This window comes from Viscerimonas tarda (genome assembly GCF_054601255.1).
Map to the genome: position 1 here is coordinate 137,071 of NZ_BAAHWV010000001.1, position 15,791 is coordinate 152,861.

Annotated in this window: 13 protein-coding genes; 5 read left to right on the forward strand and 8 right to left on the reverse strand. The window is 42.0% G+C overall.

Features of this window, described 5'->3' with window-relative positions:
• The first annotated feature begins 11 nt into the window (after positions 1-11).
• Positions 12-1,601, forward strand: coding sequence for a GH35 family beta-galactosidase (locus ACYPWY_RS00630; protein WP_459683332.1), 1,590 nt, complete (start codon positions 12-14; stop codon positions 1,599-1,601).
• 208 nt (positions 1,602-1,809) lie between these two features.
• Here ACYPWY_RS00630 and ACYPWY_RS00635 read toward each other — a convergent pair whose 3' ends face one another.
• Positions 1,810-2,064: a DUF5053 domain-containing protein gene (locus ACYPWY_RS00635; protein WP_459683334.1), complete on the reverse strand. Its 255-nt coding sequence runs from the start codon at positions 2,062-2,064 to the stop codon at positions 1,810-1,812.
• 411 nt (positions 2,065-2,475) lie between these two features.
• Between ACYPWY_RS00635 and ACYPWY_RS00640 the strand changes: the two genes are divergently transcribed.
• Positions 2,476-6,006: an autotransporter-associated beta strand repeat-containing protein gene (locus ACYPWY_RS00640; protein ID WP_459683336.1), complete on the forward strand. Its 3,531-nt coding sequence runs from the start codon at positions 2,476-2,478 to the stop codon at positions 6,004-6,006.
• A 260-nt stretch (positions 6,007-6,266) separates the two neighbouring features.
• Positions 6,267-9,017: a T9SS type A sorting domain-containing protein gene (locus ACYPWY_RS00645; RefSeq protein ID WP_459683338.1), complete on the forward strand. Its 2,751-nt coding sequence runs from the start codon at positions 6,267-6,269 to the stop codon at positions 9,015-9,017.
• Positions 9,018-9,142: 125 nt separating this feature from the next.
• On the opposite strand, the gene ACYPWY_RS00650 is transcribed toward ACYPWY_RS00645, so the two are convergent.
• A complete protein-coding gene (locus ACYPWY_RS00650; RefSeq protein WP_459683340.1) occupies positions 9,143-9,346 on the reverse strand; it encodes a hypothetical protein in 204 nt (67 codons plus the stop codon).
• 91 nt (positions 9,347-9,437) lie between these two features.
• Between ACYPWY_RS00650 and ychF the strand changes: the two genes are divergently transcribed.
• Positions 9,438-10,541 carry a redox-regulated ATPase YchF gene (ychF, locus tag ACYPWY_RS00655; protein ID WP_459683341.1) on the forward strand — a complete coding sequence of 368 codons (1,104 nt, stop codon included), beginning with the start codon at positions 9,438-9,440 and terminating at the stop codon, positions 10,539-10,541.
• A 108-nt stretch (positions 10,542-10,649) separates the two neighbouring features.
• A complete protein-coding gene (locus ACYPWY_RS00660; protein WP_459683342.1) occupies positions 10,650-11,261 on the forward strand; it encodes a TetR/AcrR family transcriptional regulator in 612 nt (203 codons plus the stop codon).
• Between the two features lie 249 nt (positions 11,262-11,510).
• On the opposite strand, the gene ACYPWY_RS00665 is transcribed toward ACYPWY_RS00660, so the two are convergent.
• The 6 genes from ACYPWY_RS00665 to truB all read right to left on the reverse strand — a co-directional run bounded on the left by ACYPWY_RS00665 (position 11,511) and on the right by truB (position 15,786).
• Complete coding sequence (locus tag ACYPWY_RS00665; RefSeq protein WP_459683343.1) at positions 11,511-11,678, reverse strand: putative toxin-antitoxin system toxin component, PIN family; 168 nt, start codon at positions 11,676-11,678, stop codon at positions 11,511-11,513.
• Entirely contained in the window at positions 11,675-11,875 is a 201-nt protein-coding gene (locus tag ACYPWY_RS00670) for a hypothetical protein (RefSeq protein WP_459683345.1), read from the reverse strand. The genes ACYPWY_RS00665 and ACYPWY_RS00670 overlap by 4 nt, the downstream gene beginning before the upstream one ends.
• A gap of 66 nt (positions 11,876-11,941) precedes the next feature.
• Entirely contained in the window at positions 11,942-12,988 is a 1,047-nt protein-coding gene (locus ACYPWY_RS00675) for a tyrosine-protein phosphatase (protein WP_459683346.1), read from the reverse strand.
• Positions 12,989-13,439: 451 nt separating this feature from the next.
• Positions 13,440-13,928, reverse strand: coding sequence for a 2-amino-4-hydroxy-6-hydroxymethyldihydropteridine diphosphokinase (gene folK, locus ACYPWY_RS00680; RefSeq protein WP_459683348.1), 489 nt, complete (start codon positions 13,926-13,928; stop codon positions 13,440-13,442).
• A gap of 95 nt (positions 13,929-14,023) precedes the next feature.
• Positions 14,024-15,073, reverse strand: coding sequence for a tRNA preQ1(34) S-adenosylmethionine ribosyltransferase-isomerase QueA (gene queA, locus ACYPWY_RS00685; protein ID WP_459683350.1), 1,050 nt, complete (start codon positions 15,071-15,073; stop codon positions 14,024-14,026).
• A gap of 20 nt (positions 15,074-15,093) precedes the next feature.
• On the reverse strand, positions 15,094-15,786 hold the full coding sequence (truB, locus tag ACYPWY_RS00690) for a tRNA pseudouridine(55) synthase TruB (RefSeq protein ID WP_459683418.1): 693 nt from the start codon (positions 15,784-15,786) through the stop codon (positions 15,094-15,096).
• Between the last annotated feature and the right edge of the window lie 5 nt (positions 15,787-15,791).

Below are 15,791 nucleotides of genomic sequence, written 5' to 3' on the forward strand. Positions count from 1 at the left end.
GACAATATTTCATGAAAACAAAAACCCGAACAGCCATTGCGGCTTTGTTATTATGCGTTTGCGCGGCCTATTCGCAATCGCTGCCACACATTGTGGAAAACGAAAGAGGCGTTAAACAATTTATCGTAGGAGGAAAGCCCTTTATTTTTATGGGTGGAGAGTTGAATAATTCTTCATCGTCGAACCTCGAGTATTTGGCGCCACGGATGGCCAAAGCAAAAGAATGGAATTTCAATTCTGTTATTGCAACAGTCTCATGGGAATTATTTGAACAGGAAGAGGGTAAATTCGATTATTCGTTGGTGAAAGGAATCATTGACCAAGCCCGGCAAAACGACCTGAAACTTATCCTGATCTGGTTTGGCACATGGAAAAATGCCAGTTCGACCTACGTTCCCGGCTGGGTAAAAACCGACCTCGAACGCTTCCCCCGAATGCAGACACGCCATGGCGACAATTCCGCCGCTTTATCGGCCTTCGGTCAAAATGCCCTGCAAGCAGACATTAAAGCCTTCACCGCTCTTATGCGTTACATTAAAAGCTACGATGCCAAAGAACAAACGGTACTTATGATGCAGGTCGAAAACGAAACCGGCGTGCAAGGAACAGCCCGCGACAAGAATGATTTGGCCGAAGCCGCTTTCAAGCAAGCCGTACCGGAAGTCCTGCTCAACTATCTGGATGCACACAAGGATGAATTGGTTCCCGAAATGAAACAAATGCTGCAAAGCAGTACCCGTCGCCAGGGAGCTACATGGCAGGAAGTATTTGGATATGGCGCCGACGAATGCTTCATGGCCTGGTACATTTCTTCGTTTGTGAACGAAGTAGCCAAAGCCGGTAAAAAAGAATACGACATCCCCATGTATGTGAATGCCTGGCACGACTGGAGTTTTTCCAAAGACTTGGTGCCCGATTACCCCAGTGGCGGTCCGGTTTCCAAAATGTTTGATATTTGGCAAGTGGGAGCGCCTGCCATTGACCTGATTGGAGTGGATGTTTACCACGACGACTTCAAACGTCTATGCAAAATGTACACGCAAAGAGGCAACCCGTTGTTCTTGCCCGAATTGTCTTCTTCGGTACGTCAGGCGGCATACGTTTATTATGCGCTCGGCGAAAATGCGATGTGTTTCGCTCCTTTCGGCGTGGACAATTTCTTCTCTCCCGAAAAAATGGGCGTAGTAGCCAAATCCTACCGTTCGCTGAAAGGCTTCCTGCCGTTCTTCGCTCAATATGCAGGGAAAGGCAAAAGTGTGGGACTGCTCTATACCAATCAAAAGAGCGAAACCATAAGAATGGGCGATTACAATATTCAGGTCGAATACCGTTCGGAACGCAACGAAGATAAAAACATTCCCGAAGCCGGTGGATTGATTCTGCAAGTAGGAGAAGATGAGTTTTACATCTGTGGAACGAATATCTCCACTTCTTTTTCTCCTGCCCCCGGTAGCAAGCACAAAACAGATATTCTTTTCCATGACGAAGGGCGATTTGAAAATGGCCAATGGATTTCGGAACGCCGGTTGAATGGCGATGAACGGAGAAACGGCCTTGGCGCGCCAACTATTCGGCGAATGAAACTTTATAGATACAATTAAAGCAATATTTTGTAAGGGGCGGGGTTGAAACCTGCCCCTACGCATTCCCCGTCTCTCGTTTATTATATATTAAATTATATTAAAGTTGCATCAGAAGACAACGCTAATAGACTTATCAATCACTCTCATTTTAGCGGAAAATAGATGTAAAAAGCCCCGCACGGCTCTTATGCAGGGCTTATGTAATTAAAAAAAATAAATCAGAGCCTTATTCAATAATTTCGGCCGTTTTTCGGATACGTTCCGAAAAATCGAACAGGGCATTTTTTAGCTGTATTCGCTCTTCAAAGGTAAAATCACCCGATCCACCATTGCCATCTACACCTCGCATTTTGTTGTAAAACCAGGCGACAGACTTATCGGGAAAATACCGCTGTGCAATTTTAGACCACGAAATTTCTAACAATATATCCTGTATTTCCATTGACAGAGGAACAATTTTTTTAGATACTGCTGTATTCATATTCGTTTTTTTTTAAAAAGACCAGGTGGTCTAAAAGTTTTTTTTAATCCGACAATAATAACATTTCAAATAGTTCTCTCACATACGCCTCAAACTTAGTTGAATAGTTATGCTTTGATTTTTTTAGATTCCTGATAGCTTCTATCGGTTCAATCTCTTTTTCGCTTAGTTCTTTCATCTGATTTATTCTTATTTTTAATTACATTGTAAATGTTACTATAAATATTTATAGTATCCAAATATTGGGGGAGTTTTTTTGTTAAAAACCTGAATGTCCCCCTTTACCAGTAAATAAAAGATATTTTATAATACATTAGCATTATAAAATAGATATATCTTTGTTGTTGGTGTAGTGGCGTTTGCATATACCTTGAAACATGTTTTTACTAATACTTAAACAACCTTATGACCATGAAAAAAACTTTACTCAAACTTGCGTGCGCTTTATGTTGTGCGCTCGGAGTCAACAACGTTTATTCTCAGCAACTGGCTTTCCCCGGCGCTGAAGGATTTGGAAAATATACCATCGGCGGACGAACCGGTTCGGTGTATCATGTTACTAATTTGAATGATACCGGTACAGGGTCTTTCAGGGATGCGGTGAGCAAATCCAACCGGATTGTTGTTTTTGATGTGGCGGGAGTCATTCGCATAAACTCCAGAGTCTCCGTTTCATCCAATATCTACATTGCAGGGCAAACTGCACCCGGCGAAGGTATCACCATCTACGGCAACGGTATTTCGTTTTCGGGAGCCAGCAACACCATTTGTCGCTATCTGCGTGTTCGGATGGGAAAAGTAGGTACAAAAGACAGTGATGCTATTGGTATTGCCAATGGAGCCAATATGATCTTCGACCACGTATCCGCAGCATGGGGACTTGACGAAACCTTTTCGATAAGCAGCGACGGAAAAGGCACAGCTCCGGCAAATATCACCATTCAAAATAGTATTATCGGACAGGGATTGCTCGCTCACTCGGCAGGAGGGTTGATACAGCTTGACGGAGGAGTAACTATTTACCGCACACTATACATCGACAACGATACACGAAATCCTAAATTTAAAGGAGTAAACCAATATGTGAATAACATTGTTTACAATTGGAAAAGCGCGGCCTACATCATGGGTGGCGATTCGGAAGGAACATCGTATGCCAATGCCGTAGGTAACTATTTTATTACCGGACCTGCCGGTTCAACAAATGCCTTCAGTGGGGCAAACAGCCGTTACAATATTTATGCAGAGGATAACTGGGTGGACAAAAACAAAAACGGCGTATTGGATGGCTATCTGATACCACAAAGCGAATACAGCGGAGGCCCTACATTCAAAAATGTACCCTACGACTATCCCGTATTACCCACTATACCGGCTACTTCGCTTTATGAGGATTTGGTAAAATCGGTCGGCGCCTCTCTGCCGTATCGCGACAACCTCGACTGGTACTTGCTGAGCGATCTTGCTTCTTTTGGCGAAAAAGGAATTTATATCAACAACGAAGCCGACCTTCCGATCAATGCTCCTACTACATGGAATGTTTGGACAGGAACAAAACCGGTTGATACCGACAACGATGGAATTCCCGATGCCTGGGAAACAGCCAACAGCCTCAATCCGAATAACGCATCGGATGCCATGACAATAGCTGCTAATGGCTATGCAAACATCGAAAATTACATAAATTCGATTACCGAAGCCGATTCTCAACCCTATTTGAGAGCGCCTGTTTGCCTGTCGGTTGAAAGTAAAACCCAAAACGAAATCACCATCGAATGGCTTGGCTATACCGACCGTGAAGACGGATATATTATTGAAGAAAAAACAGGTGATGCGTTTGTTGAAGTCGGCCGCGTAGGAAAAGGCGTGTGGAAACATACTTTTGCGGGATTAACAGCCGAATCTACCCACATTTACAGGGTAAAAGCTTATGCCGGTTCTTCGAGCACAGCCTATACGAATGAACTAACGGTGAAAACCAACCCCGTTCCGGTAGAAGTGTTGGATGTTGAGAGCTTTGCCCCCGACAGAACATGGACGGGAGCTGCTTCTTCGGTTTGGGATACAAGCTCGGCAAACTGGGTTGAAGGTAGTTTTGAAAACGGAAAAAGCGTTTTGTTCAACAACGCTTATACAGGCGATACCGAAATAAGCTTGCCGGCATCGGTAGATCAATCCAATATGGTAGTCAATGCCAACAGGGATTATACATTCGGCGGACAAGCATTATCCGGCGCAGGTTCGGTGAACAAAGCAGGTTCGGGCGTATTAACATTGAAAAATGATAACAATACTTATACAGGCGCCAATGTTATTCACGGTGGCGTAGTCGTGATAAATAAACTGGCAAACGGCGGTCAGCCAAGTTCTATCGGCGCATCGCAAAACTACGCTTTCAACTGGGTTTGGAAAGGTGGAAAAATCAGCTATACCGGCGGCAGCGTAGCAACCGACCGCAATGTAGCATTAGACGCCCCTACCGAATTTGAAGTAGCCAATGCCTCGGCAACAATTACCCTGAATGGAGTGGTAGGAGGAACAGGCGATTTTATTAAATCGGGTCCCGGAGCTGTGAAAACAACATTAGACCGGAATACCTACACAGGAAACACCATCCTTAGAGGCGGAACTTACGAAATGACAGGGAATAACGCTCCTTTCGAGCTACACGGAAAACTTATCCTCGACGGAGGAACATTCAAAACCTCCGGTGGCGCCGATGGAATGTGGGGAAACTATAATTTTGACGTGGAAGTTATTGGTGAAGCGCAAAGCGTGTTCTCCCCCACACGTAATTCGTATGTCAACAGTAAATTTTCGGGCAATGGCAACCTGAGAATAGATTTGATTTACTTGCGCGAATATTACAGGGGAAATTGGGATAATTTCACGGGAAACCTGACAATACATGGCCCTGCTACATCAAACAACACATTTAGCCTCGAAAACGGCGGAAAAGGGGATGGCATCCCCAATGCACGCATCAACCTGACCGGCATTGCCCGCCTCAATTGTGCAAAAAGCCAAAGTACCATGTACCTCGGCGGATTATCGGGCGAATCGACTACACGACTTGTGGGAGCCGATGTAAAATCGACCGGAGCTAAAATGACCTGGGTGGTAGGCGGACTTGGAACCGACGAGGAATTTAAAGGTATCATCAATGATGAGGCCATCGGCGGACAAAAAGGAACAACAAACATCGTAAAAGAAAGCGATGGTTACTGGAGATTGACCGGCGCTAACATCTACACCGGAACAACCGTTATTAACGGCGGTAACCTGATTGTAAACGGAGCGCACACCGGAACAGGAGCCGTAACCGTAAATGCAAACGCAACTTTGTCGGGAAAAGGCTCTTTGGCCGCTCCGGTAACGGTGAAAGAGGATGGCATACTGAATCCAGGTGATTTAGGCATCGGAACATTCACCATTAAAAACAGCACAAAATTTGAAGCAGGAAGCAATCTCAGTATCGACGTCAACAGACAGAGCAAAACAAACGATAAACTGACTGTAAACGGAACATTGACATTGGCCGGAAACCTGAATATCAACCTTGTTGACGGAAGTTTTGCCAATGGAGATGCCATAACCATCCTTTCCGCAACAACTTATTCGGGAAGTTTTGTCGGCATAACACCCTCAACTCCTGGACAAGACCTGATTTGGGACACAACAAACTTGTACACATCCGGTATTTTAAGAGTTGCAAGTGGTTTAGGAATCGGGGCAACCGAAATTTCGGAAACAGTGAAATCGAAGCATGGGGCAATCATTATCGAAGGCTTATCATCGCCCAAAACTATTTCGGTTTACAATCTTTCCGGTTTACAGGTATTCAACGGAAAAAATACCGTGTCATCCTGCACTATACCTGCCAGCTCAGGAATATACTATGTAAAGATTGAACAGAAAACGCTTAAAGTAATCGTTCAATAATCAAGATATTTATCACCAAAAAGGCTGTCTCAAAAGGCTGTCATCCCGTGTCAAGCACGGGATGACAGCCTTTTGAGACAGCCCTTTCTTTTTGTGCTATTGGGTCAACAGAACATATATGTTAAAAACCTAAATGTCCCCCTTAGCCACTAAATAAAAGATATTTTATGATACATACCTGTTATAATATCTGTCTATTTTTGTTTCTGATAAAAAGCTTTAAACCAAGTTTTACTAATTCTTAAACAAATATTTTTACCATGAAAAAAACTTTACTCAAACTCGCGGTCGCTTTATGTTTTGCGTTCGGAGTTAATAATGTTTCTGCCCAGCAACTGGCTTTTCCGGGAGCTGAGGGATTTGGTCGCAATGCTACGGGCGCCCGTGCAGTAGCCAGCCCTACCGTATATCATGTAACCAACCTCAATGATTCGGGAACAGGTTCTTTTCGCGATGCAGTGAGCCAACCGGGACGTATCGTTGTTTTCGACGTAGCGGGTGTTATTAAATTAAATTCGCGTATTGTGTTCTCCGGCAACTCCTATATCGCCGGTCAAACAGCTCCGGGCGACGGGGTAATCCTGTACGGTGATGGCGTTTCTTTTTCGGGAGCCAACAACCTGATAGTACGCTACCTGCGCGTTTATATGGGTAAAAGCGGTTCTTCGGGAAAAGATGCTTCGGGTATAGCCAACGGAAGCAACATGATCTTCGACCATTTATCGCTGATGTGGGGTTTGGACGAAAACTTCTCTATTAACTGGGACAGCAAAGGTACCGAACCGGCCGACATAACTATTCAAAATTCTATTATCGGACAGGGTATCATGACACACTCGGCAGGCGGTTTGATTCAAACTGACGGCGGTGTTTCTATCCTTGGCTGTCTCTATGTGGACAATAAAACCCGTAATCCAAAGGTGAAAGGTTTGAATCAATTTATCAACAACGTGGTGTATAACTGGGGCGGAAGCGATGGTTATATCATGGGTGATTCAGGAGGTGATTCTTGGGTATGGTTGGAAGGTAATTACTTCATCGGTGGCCCTTCCAGTAGCGGTGGCCCTTTTACAAGAACCAATGCTAATTTCCAACTTTATTACAACAACGATTATGTAGATACCAATAAAGATGGTACAGCAAACGGGAGCGTAGCTATAAATTCCAATTATGGAAATACAACTTCTTTCAAAGCAAGCGTAACAGATTTTGTTCGCATTCCTAAGCCTCATCCGGCAATTACCACTATTTTAACTCCTCAAGAGGCGCTTGCCAAAGTAATAGCTTCTGTTGGAGCTTCTCTGCCGGCACGTTCGGCGCCCGATGCTTATGTAGTTGACCAATTGCTTTCGTACGGAAAAAAAGGAGCCTTGATTACCAATGAAAACAACAACGGCATTTATCAAAATGTAGGCGTTGTGAGCAATGGACCCAAACTGACCGATACCGACAATGACGGTATTCCTGACGAGTGGGAAACAGCTAACGGATTAAATCCTGACCTCAAAGCCGATGCCACACAACCAGCAGGCAACGGTTACCTGAACATCGAAAACTATATCAACGGCATTAGTGCAGCCATTTCTCCTTATGTACGTTGTGCTTCCGATTTGAAATTAAAAAGCCGTAGCATAACTTCCATCACCTTGGAGTGGAAAAACAATGCTGAAGAAAGCGACGGAATTTTGTTGCAACAATCGGCTGATGGTAAAGCATTTGAAACAATACAACCGCTGGGCGCTACGGCCACTTCGGCTGAAGTATCCGGATTGTCGGAAGAAACTACCTATTATTTCCGTCTGGTTACCAAGAAAAGCGGATTAGCCGATTCTACACCATCCGAAATACTGAAAGCGGCAACCGAAGGAACGCCAAAAGCGCCTTATGCAAGTACTGATCCTTCACCCGAAGTAGGAAGCGCTTCGCGCTTTTATACCGAAGTTGCTTTTGCATGGGAAAATGCAACCGGCCCTTGGGCGGGAGCTGTTAGCTACGATGTATATTTTGGAGCGAGTGCAGACGCTTTGACAAAAATTGCGTCCGGCATTTCCGATAAAAATTATATCTATACTACTTCTGATTTGACAATGGGCACAGCCTATTATTGGCGAGTAGATGCCACAAACATATTGGGAACTACCGAAGGCGCTGTATGGAATTTCAAAACAGGAACCTATTCGTTTACAAGTACATTGGTTGATGTGGGAAAAGATTTTACCGGTAGCGTAGTAACTGCCAAATCGGGAAAGATACTAGCCAGCGGTACTAAAACCTACACTGTTTTCCCGAGTACCGTCAACGAAATGAAATTCTCCGTTTCGGGTGGCGCCGTAGCCGAAAGCGATGGCTCGTACACGGGAAAAGGAACAACCAAGATTCAATATTTCGACCTGACTGATAATGCACATTATGTTGAAGCAACATTAACAACTGCCAGCGCCGAAAAAAATATTGCCTCCATAAAGATTAACGGAACAAGCTCTGATGTTGATACCGAAATATCGCCTGCTGTTTTGTTTTCCGATAAGTTGCCATTCAATACCACATCCATCATCGGATACGAAGAAATATCTCTTCCTCAAGCCCGCAAAGGCGCTATAGGTACTGAAGTAACAGCTCCGGTCGGCAGTAAATCGTTCCGCTTGTATCGCACAGTAACCATTTCGACAGTAGATGAAGACCTTTACAAAATAGGAAGCGGCGCTAATACGACTACAGTAGGAAGCTCATCTAAAAACCCGCGCGTAGCTTACGTTTCCGCCACTTTGGAATTGTTATCCAATGATGCGGTTGCAAGTGATATCGAAGCCGAAACAGCAAATGAGGAAGCCGGTATTACATACATCGACGGAATAATTAATAATCCGAAACAAGAAACCGTTCTTTTATACAATACCACAGGAACGCTGATATTGACATCCGATAACAGCTACATCAATGCAAAATCAATACCTTCGGGATTGTATATTGTCAAAACAGAAACAGGAAAAACGCTTAAATTTATAAAGTAATCATTGTTTTTAGTAATTGTGAAAAGGGGGTATCCGGGCAGCCGGATATTCCCCTTTTTTCGTTGGGAAAATCTCCTTTTTCTAAGATATTTAAAATGAAATACACAGGGCAAACATGAAAAATTTTACTGCTTATGCCTTTCGGTAAAGTTGCTGATATGAGCAGGAGATTCCTCCCTTTGGTCGGAATGACGGCCTCCTTTTTGGGAGAGGGGATGAGGAAGCGGCGGCTTCGCCGCCGCTTCCTCATCCCTTAAAGCGCTAACAGGCGAGTCATTCCGACCAAAGGGAGGAATCTCATCTGTAACAGTAGTACTAAATTTTTTCATACGTTACCCTAAGAAATACATAATTGAAAACGGAATAAAGGAAAAATGAATTACCTTTGCAGCCTGAATTTCAACTATAAAATACATTCCAATGGCTCTACAATGTGGTATTGTCGGACTTCCAAATGTTGGTAAGTCAACTCTTTTCAACTGTTTATCGAATGCTAAGGCGCAAGCTGCCAATTTTCCTTTTTGCACAATAGAACCCAATGTCGGCGTAATTACAGTACCCGACGAACGGTTGAACAAATTGGCCGAACTGGTCAATCCAAACCGTATTGTTCCCACAACAGTAGAAATTGTTGACATTGCCGGACTGGTGAAAGGAGCCAGCAAGGGCGAAGGACTGGGAAATAAATTTTTGGCCAACATACGCGAAACAGACGCTATTCTGCACGTTTTACGCTGTTTCGACGACGGCAATGTTACGCATGTTGACGGCAGCATCAATCCGGTGAGGGACAAAGAAATCATCGACATGGAACTGCAACTTAAAGACTTGGAAACAATACAATCGCGCATTACCCGTGTCGAAAAGCAAGCAAAAACAGGCGGCGACAAAGAGGCAAAACGTGTGTATGATGTGTTGGTTCAGTTCCGCGATGCCCTGCTACAAGGCAAATCGACCCGTACTATTACATTCGACAACAAAGAAGACGAAAAAATAGCCAAAGAACTCTATTTACTCACCTACAAACCCGTATTGTATGTTTGCAATGTGGACGAGGCAAGCGCAGCTACCGGAAATGCCTATGTAGAACAAGTACGTGAAGCCATTAAAGCTGAAAATGCCGAAATTTTGGTTGTGGCTGCAAAAATAGAATCGGAAATAGCCGAATTTGAAACTTACGAAGAACGGCAGCTATTTCTTTCGGAAATAGGTTTGGAAGAATCAGGCGTTGCGCGGTTAATCAAATCGGCTTACATATTACTAAATCTTCAAACCTATTTTACATGCGGTGTTCAGGAAGTTCGCGCATGGACATTCCTGCGTGGTTTTAAAGCCCCGCAATGTGCAGGCGTTATTCACACCGATTTTGAAAAAGGCTTTATACGCGCCGAAGTAATTAAATACGAAGACTTCATTACTTTGGGTTCGGAAGCAGCCGTAAAAGAAGCCGGCAAAATGAATGTGGAAGGCAAAGAGTATATTGTTCAGGATGGAGATATTATGCATTTCAGGTTTAATGTATAGTTTGATAAAAAATTGTCTTAAAAATTATCATTTATCAAATAAAAAAATTATTTTTGTATGAGAAACCTACTAATCGGTCATTAATACACAACTACTTGGCATACAAAAATGAATCCGTCTAAAAGAAAAATATTAGAAAAAGCATTCTCACTCTTTCTGGTAAAGAGCTACAATTCTGTTTCCATGCGGGAAATACAGGAATTATCCAATGTATCGCGAGGAGCTATATACCATCATTTCAAAAGTAAAGAAGAAATATATGAAGATGTGGTTAACGAATACCTTCTGCCCATCTACCTGAACTATTCGTTAATTGCCGAGGGAGAGAAAAAAACGCTTCAGGATGCCATTCTGGGAGTCATAAAGTGCCGTCAAAATCACGTTAATACGTTGAAAGAAATAACTTCTGCCAAATTAATTGATTTCTATTTCTTCAAGTTTCTTTTTCAAGCTTCCGAGCATTCCTCCAATTTTAATGAACAAGTAGGAATACTTATGGAAAAAGAATTGACAGGATGGAAAAATATCATCAAATTTGCCATGAGAAGCGGCGAATTAAGAGCCGACATTGATGTAGATTTTGTTGCCGAATGGATTATTTCTACCCCTTTCGGCTTAGGTATTACAACAGCATTCAGCAATGCTAAATTTAATTTTAACGACCTGCGGACAACCTACCTCAAACTCTACAGCACTATTAAGAAAAACAGTATTTATTGATAGCGGTTTTTTAGTACAAATTTTCAAGGATTAACAGCAAAATTTCATGTTTAGTCCTGTAGGGAGGCAACATATATTTTTAAAGACGATTGTCCGTAGGACATCCATATCAATAGAAAAATAGCATTACAATTTGCAATTTTTCCCCATAGGGGATACACAAATGAACGGGTGAATGTCCTACGGACAATTTATACGGGGAATTAAATTATTTTCTATTGATATTATGCCCTACGGGCAATCCTATTATCAATATTTTCGTATCTTAGGTTTTGATGATATTTCCTGTATTTCCATCAATAGTTCATCACAAACAAAAATTCTTACAGTTGAAGATGTAAGTAATGATTTCAGTACCGATAATCTTTTTCCGATAAGAAATGAAATCCAAAGGTTTGTATCAACAATTATGTTCATTTATACCTTACGGATTTAAGTTCCGATAAAATATCCTCTTCTGATACAACAATATTTTTAGGACGGCTTAAAATATAGTTGCGAAGCGTATCCGACTTGGTTTCAATAACCCAGCCCATCTTTTTTGCTAAGGCTTTCAAAAGTCTTACATCTGATTTCGGAACATTCATTTGAATATTTTGTAAAACTGTTTCCATCTTTATAATCTTATTTTCAATTACAAATATATATGAAATAATTTTATATTTCAACTCTCCCCATCTTCAATACAAATACTTTTGCCTAAATAAATCTATATCCACATGAAGAACTTTTTTAAGGTAATTTTCAGGCGATCCATAGCTCTTTTTCAGTTGTTCTATACCGGCCAACAGAAATTCGGGTTTAACGTCATACAAAGGCTTTAAATTAGGGTATTCGTTGGTTATGTCTGCATATTTATCTCCCAAGTACATGGCAGAGGCCAAATAATCTTCCAAAATCACTTTTTCGTCCACATTCAAGGCAAAAAGAACAAGAGCTGTTCCCATTCCGGTACGATCTTTACCGGCTGAACAATGAAACATAACCGGAATATTCTTTTCATTTTGCAAAATGCCGAAAAATTCGCGGTATTGTTTTACACACAACGAATCACTCACCAATTTCACATTCATACTCATCATAATCGAATCCATTTGAGGAATAGAAAATTCAGCAAGTTCTTCCATACTCAAACTGCCTGCATCAATGGGCAGATGATAACTGCTTTTTACCGAAGCAGGAACTTTATCAGGAGCGCTTTTAACTTCTTCATCCGTTCTAAAGTCCACTAACGAAACAATGGGATTACTCGACAAGTAATTCAAATCCGATTCCGAAAGCTTATATAAATCATCGGAACGAAATAATTGACCCCATTTTATGTATTTTCCATCGTTATTCCTGATACCTCCCAAATCCCTGAAATTGTATCCGCCGGCCATGGGTAAACGTCTTTCGGCCAATATGCCTCTACCTCTATCGGTTATCAACTGAAAATAGACCCTTGACGAATCGCTTACATTGAGAGTATGCCTGCCTGCTTCAAATCCGCCGGCTATGGGTTCGGAATAGTCTATTTTATCGACCGAAGCGCCCGAATATAACACCCACTTGCCGCCCACATTGATGACCAAGCTAGACACCTTGGTCTCTTTATTCCGTATAATGCTCGCCACATCCGAAATATCTTCGCCTTCGTAAAAAGCGATTCCTGTGTTTTTATCGGTTTTACTGCAAGAAGCCAACAACGAGACAAGAATACACAACACTACATAAAATCTTTTCATAACGACTAATCCTTTAAAAAAACTGATTACAAAGTTAACATATAAAACAATTCAACACCACTTTAGTTTTGAACGATTAATATTCATATATTCTTATTTTAGAAAGAATTAAAAAAACATGGTGGTAATGATACCCTGTTAGTAATGTTGAAAGAAATACCGGAAAATGCTTGTTTCTTTCGTTTTTAAAAATGAATCAAAAGCCAAAACCGATTTATCAACAGATTTTGCAAACCTTATTCCGGTTGATTTTCTGTTGGTTCCGTATCTTATCAAAATGTTGTTGAAAACAGCAGTTGTTGAAAATTTATTGACGGAGAATGACTTTTTTTCTGTTGAGAAATTGATAAAATAGTGTTGTTATATTTATGCTTAAAAATTTGAGACTATAAGTTGTTTGTTCTATATACACTTTCTTCGGATAAAACAATTCTATTTTTTTCAACAGATTTCAACAACTTCTTGACAGGTTATTCTTCAATTTCCTGATTGTTTTTTTCAACACAGGGTGCACAATATTTCCGGCTATTTCGTCAAGAGGAAGAAGAACAAAATTCCGTTCGTGCAGGTGAGGGTGGGGGAGAGTGAGCTTGTCGGAATGCAGAATAACATTGTCAAAGAGCAACAGGTCAATATCTATTGTCCGGTCGGAGTATGTTTCGTTGTTCGATTTGGTTGTGCGTCCCAGTTCTTTCTCTATTTCCTGGGTCGTTTGCAGTATTTCGAGGGGAGTAAGTGAGGTTTTTACACGACAGGCGGCATTCAGAAAAAAATTGTCGGAGACAAAACCTACCGGAGCGGTTGTATAAAAAGAAGATAGGGAAACCACTTCCCCTATCTTTTCGCTTATTTTTTCAACTGCGCCATGCAAGTTTTTTTCTCTATCGCCCAAGTTTGACCCCAGACTTAGAAATACATCGTGCAGATTGGTATTGTTCATTGTTGGTGCGTATTGATTATGTCTATATTCTTTTGAACTTGTGCAAAAATTGCCTTTTGTTCGGCGTAGCTAAACTACCTATGCCGAACAAACCATCATATAATCAATATAGCATCGCCATAAGTTCCAAACTGGTAGCCTTCTTTCACGGCCAGGTTGTAGGCGTCCATAATCAGGTCGTATCCGCCGAAAGCGGCTGCCATCATCAGGATGGTGGATTCGGAAAGATGAAAATTAGTTACCAATGAGTTTGCTACACTGAAATCGTAAGGTGGAAAAATGAATTTGTTTGTCCATCCCTGGTTGGGTTTCAGGCGACCGTCGGTGCTAACAATGGTTTCGATGGCGCGCATTACGGAAGTACCTACTGCGCAGATATTGTATCCGTTTTCCTTGGCCTTGTTCACAATATTGGCGGCTTCTTCGGTAATAATCATTTGCTCCGAGTCCATTTTATGCTTGGTGAGGTCTTCCACATCTATGTCGCGGTAGTTTCCCAAACCCGAATGGAGGGTGATAAACGAAAAATCGATGCCTTTTATTTCGAGGCGCTTCATTAGTTCGCGACTAAAGTGCAGGCCGGCAGCCGGAGCAACAACAGCTCCTTCGTTTTTGGCGAAAATAGTTTGATAGCGTTCTTTATCGTCCTTATCTTCGGGTCGTTTCAAATATTTGGGTATGGGTGTTTCGCCCAAGGCGTAGAGCGACGATTTGAATTCCTCAGCCGGACCATCGTACAAAAATCGCAATGTGCGTCCGCGGGAAGTGGTGTTGTCAATTACTTCGGCAACCATCGAGTCGTTTTCGCCGAAGTACAGCTTGTTGCCGATGCGTATTTTTCGGGCCGGATCTACCAACACATCCCACAAATGGAGTTCTTCGTTGAGTTCGCGTAGGAGAAAGACCTCAATTTTGGCTCCTGTTTTTTCTTTATTTCCGTACAACCGCGCCGGAAAGACCTTTGTATCGTTGAAAATGAAAACGTCTTTATCGTTATAATATTCCAGAATATCTTTGAATATTTTGTGTTCCATTTTGCCTTCTTTGCGATCAATGACCAACATGCGCGATTCGTCCCTGTTTTTGGCAGGATATTGGGCTATCAATTCTTCGGGTAAATTGAATTTGAATTGTGAAAGTTTCATATACAGAATGTATTAATTGTTTAATTAACAGTTATTTTTTCGATAAGGGCGTCGAAATCATCAACAGACATACATTTATCTAACGTAATTTCTCCGATTCTGGTACGTTCAAGCCCTGTTAAATGTGCTCCTGAGTTCATCGCCAAGCCAATGTCTCTTGCTAAAGCCCTTATATAGGTGCCTTTACTGCAAACCACTCTTATTTTTATGACGGGCAAATTATAATCTAAAAGTTCTATTTCGTCTATCGCCAGCGTTTTGGGTTTCAGTTCAACGGCTTGGCCATCACGTGCCAGGTCGTAGGCCCTCATTCCGTTTATTTTACAGGCCGAAAAAGCCGGTGGCGTTTGTTCTATTTCGCCGATAAATTCCGACAAGGTTTTTTCAACCAGCTCTTTACTTATATGTTCTGTCGGAAAAACACCGTCCACTTCCGTTTCCAAATCGAAAGAAGGGGTTGTTTTTCCCAAGCCAATGGTGGCTACATATTCTTTCGTTTGATATTGAAATGTCTCTATCAATTTGGTTTTTTTCCCCGTGCAAATAATCATTACTCCGGTTGCCAAGGGGTCGAGCGTACCGGCATGACCCACCTTGAGTTTTTTTATTTTCAGCCTTCGGCACAGATTAGACCTTAGTTTGCTAACCAAATTGAAGGACGTCCAATGCAAAGGTTTATTTATATACACGATTTCGCCTGCAACAAAATCCATATTCA

Bases quoted from the DNA above. Each gene is read 5' to 3' on its own strand.
- ACYPWY_RS00630 (WP_459683332.1), top strand. From the start codon at position 12: ATGAAAACAAAAACCCGAACAGCCATTGCGGCTTTGTTATTATGCGTT.
- ACYPWY_RS00635 (WP_459683334.1), bottom strand. From the start codon at position 2,064: ATGAATACAGCAGTATCTAAAAAAATTGTTCCTCTGTCAATGGAAATA.
- ACYPWY_RS00640 (WP_459683336.1), top strand. From the start codon at position 2,476: ATGAAAAAAACTTTACTCAAACTTGCGTGCGCTTTATGTTGTGCGCTC.
- ACYPWY_RS00645 (WP_459683338.1), top strand. From the start codon at position 6,267: ATGAAAAAAACTTTACTCAAACTCGCGGTCGCTTTATGTTTTGCGTTC.
- ACYPWY_RS00650 (WP_459683340.1), bottom strand. From the start codon at position 9,346: ATGAAAAAATTTAGTACTACTGTTACAGATGAGATTCCTCCCTTTGGT.
- ychF (WP_459683341.1), top strand. From the start codon at position 9,438: ATGGCTCTACAATGTGGTATTGTCGGACTTCCAAATGTTGGTAAGTCA.
- ACYPWY_RS00660 (WP_459683342.1), top strand. From the start codon at position 10,650: ATGAATCCGTCTAAAAGAAAAATATTAGAAAAAGCATTCTCACTCTTT.
- ACYPWY_RS00665 (WP_459683343.1), bottom strand. From the start codon at position 11,678: ATGAACATAATTGTTGATACAAACCTTTGGATTTCATTTCTTATCGGA.
- ACYPWY_RS00670 (WP_459683345.1), bottom strand. From the start codon at position 11,875: ATGGAAACAGTTTTACAAAATATTCAAATGAATGTTCCGAAATCAGAT.
- ACYPWY_RS00675 (WP_459683346.1), bottom strand. From the start codon at position 12,988: ATGAAAAGATTTTATGTAGTGTTGTGTATTCTTGTCTCGTTGTTGGCT.
- folK (WP_459683348.1), bottom strand. From the start codon at position 13,928: ATGAACAATACCAATCTGCACGATGTATTTCTAAGTCTGGGGTCAAAC.
- queA (WP_459683350.1), bottom strand. From the start codon at position 15,073: ATGAAACTTTCACAATTCAAATTCAATTTACCCGAAGAATTGATAGCC.
- truB (WP_459683418.1), bottom strand. From the start codon at position 15,786: ATGGATTTTGTTGCAGGCGAAATCGTGTATATAAATAAACCTTTGCAT.